This is a genomic window from Bradyrhizobium yuanmingense (assembly GCF_900094575.1).
Lineage (GTDB): Bacteria > Pseudomonadota > Alphaproteobacteria > Rhizobiales > Xanthobacteraceae > Bradyrhizobium > Bradyrhizobium yuanmingense.
This window is the reverse complement of record NZ_FMAE01000090.1, coordinates 1-1,744: the sequence shown is the minus strand read 5'-3', so window position 1 is coordinate 1,744 and position 1,744 is coordinate 1. Positions and strand designations below refer to the sequence as shown.

Annotated in this window: 2 protein-coding genes; both read left to right on the top strand. The window is 62.5% G+C overall.

Annotated features, from left to right (window positions below; all coding sequences use genetic code 11):
* Positions 1-1,276 (top strand): IS66 family transposase (gene tnpC, locus GA0061099_RS39130; protein WP_244621067.1); only part of this gene is annotated, 1,276 nt, incomplete at its 5' end.
* Positions 1,273-1,744, top strand: a 472-nt coding sequence (locus tag GA0061099_RS39125; RefSeq protein ID WP_074448702.1) for a plasmid pRiA4b ORF-3 family protein, incomplete at its 3' end; no start/stop codon positions are given. The genes tnpC and GA0061099_RS39125, both read left to right, overlap by 4 nt.

Below are 1,744 nucleotides of genomic sequence, written 5' to 3'. Positions count from 1 at the left end.
CGTATCGCTCTCCTTGAGAGGTTCTGGCAGGCTCGACACCCGCCTCGATACGCCGCCTATCTCAGTCCGTCATCACCCACTTTCCCGCATAGCTCTGGACGTCGTACCGGCGCAGTATCGCGTCATCGTCACCCGCCGCCCCAAACTGGCCTGCCGCGCCTGTCACGGCGTCGTCCTCCAGCATGCCGCTCCCGAGCGATTGATCGGGGGAGGATTGCCCACCGAGCGACTGGTCGCGCATGTGATCGATGCCAAGTATCATTGGCGTTTGCCGCTTTACCGCCAGGCGCAGATGCTGGCGACGCACGGAATAGCGCTGGACCGTTCCACGCTCGCCTTCTGGGTCGGCTATGCTGCCCAGGAATTGAAGCCTTTGTGGCATCGTCTGCGCGAACTTCTGCTGGCCTCCTCGAAGCTCTGTGTCGATGAGACCCCGGCACCGGTGCTGGATCCGGGGCGCGGCAGGACGAAAACCGGCTACTTCTGGGCGCTGTCGCGGGATAACCGGCCCTGGGCCGGACGTGACCCACCTGGAGTGGTGTACGCCTATGCACCGGGCCGTGGGGCCGTTCATGGCTTGCGCTTGCTCGAGGGCTATCGCGGCATCATCCACTGCGACGGCTATCAGCCTTACAAGACCATGACCCGAGAGACGCGTACGGACGCCTTGTCCGGGACGCTCGCCTTCTGCTGGTCGCATCTGCGGCGCCAGTTTGTGAAGATCGAGCGCGAGGCTGCTCCGGCGCCAGCTCCGGTTGCCCGCGAGGCTCTCGAGCGCATCGCCCAGCTTTACGCGGTCGAGAAAGCGCTCCGCGGCCGATCGGATGCCGAGCGCCGTGCTGGCAGGCAGGCGCATGCCCGACCTCTGGCTACAGCCTTGAGGCAGTGGTTTGAGGCCAAGCTTGATCACCTTGCACGGAAGAGCGACACAGCGAAGGCCCTGCGTTACGCGCTGCGTCATTGGGACGACCTGACGCTCTACCTTGATGACGGGCGCATCGAGATGGATACGAATGCTGTCGAGCGTGCGATGCGGCCGATCAAGCTCAACGCCAAGAACTCCCTTTTTGCCGGTTGTGATGAGGGCGCCGAGAATTGGGCAGTCCTGGCTTCGTTAATCGAGACCTGTAAGCTCAATGGCGTCAGTGCCGAGCACTGGCTCGCTGATGTTCTTGCGAAGCTCGTCAATGGTTGGCCTGCGGCGCGACTGGACGAACTGCTCCCTTGGGCGTCGATCTACACGATGCATGCACACGATCCGAGGCTGGCGGCATGAGCCTGAACACGACCGCGGTCCGGATCAAGGTGACCCTCAAGGACGTGAAACCGGAGGTGATGCGATGCCTTGTCGTGCCGCTCACGCTGCGCCTTGATCGGCTACATCTGACGCTTCAGGCGGCGTTTGGCTGGACGAATAGCCATCTCTTCGAGTTCCTGGCTGGCGAAGGACGTTGGGGTATCCCTGATCCCGATGGAGATTTTGGCCCTCAGCCCATCGATGCCCGCAAGACGCGGCTCTCCAATATCGTTCAGGAGACCGGCGCGAAGACGATCCATTATCTCTACGACTTCGGCGACAGCTGGGATCACGTGATCAAGCTCGAAAAGTGGTTCGACAACACGACAACGGAGGGACTTCCCCTCTTGCTCGAGGCCACCGGCCGTTGTCCTCCGGAAGATGTCGGCGGTGCGTCAGGCTATGCCGAATACCTCGACGCCATCAGCGACCCCACCCATCCGGAGC